Source organism: Frankia sp. CeCAU1, assembly GCF_977971845.1.
This window is the reverse complement of sequence record NZ_CDWWXA010000025.1, coordinates 42,850-43,400: the sequence shown is the minus strand read 5'-3', so window position 1 is coordinate 43,400 and position 551 is coordinate 42,850. Positions and strand designations below refer to the sequence as shown.

Annotated in this window: 1 protein-coding gene; it reads left to right on the top strand. The window is 71.1% G+C overall.

The window, feature by feature from the left end; translation table 11 throughout:
* On the top strand, positions 1-217 hold a 217-nt coding region (locus AC08OO_RS07245; RefSeq protein WP_476618346.1), incomplete at its 5' end, for a hypothetical protein.
* Between the last annotated feature and the right edge of the window lie 334 nt (positions 218-551).

Below are 551 nucleotides of genomic sequence, written 5' to 3'. Positions count from 1 at the left end.
TTTCTCGCGCCCTTTTTTGGCATGGTCACCGGGTGGACCCGGTCATCACCGGTCCGGACGTCGTATCGTCGAGGGTTGTGGCATCACCGCACCATCGTGGACCCGGGTGAACGTCGTGGACCCGGGCGAAGCCGGACTGACGTATCTACGCAACATCCGAAGCACAGCCGACGATCTCGGGCGCCGTGGTGTCCGCGTCGGAAGCCCGGCGGCCTGAGGGCGCCTCCGGATCACGAGGGACCCGCAGCCGCAACCGCGGTACCTGCGGGATGAAAGGGAAGTTGCCGGTCATGCCGAGGGAAGACAGATCCAGTCAGCGAGGCGGGACGACGCCGTTCACGTCCCCACATCCGCAGCGGCGTGATCGGGACGCTTCAGGTGATCGTGGCACGCCGGCAGAGGGACGTCGCGCCGGGCGCGCGGTGCGTGGCGATGCCCCGGGCGTAAGGCGGGGCGGCGGATCCGAGACCGGCGCGTCGCGCGGACAGGGCGGTCCCTCTCAGGGCGCGCGCCAGGGTGCGCGCGGCGGCGGGCAGGGCGGTGCGCGGGGA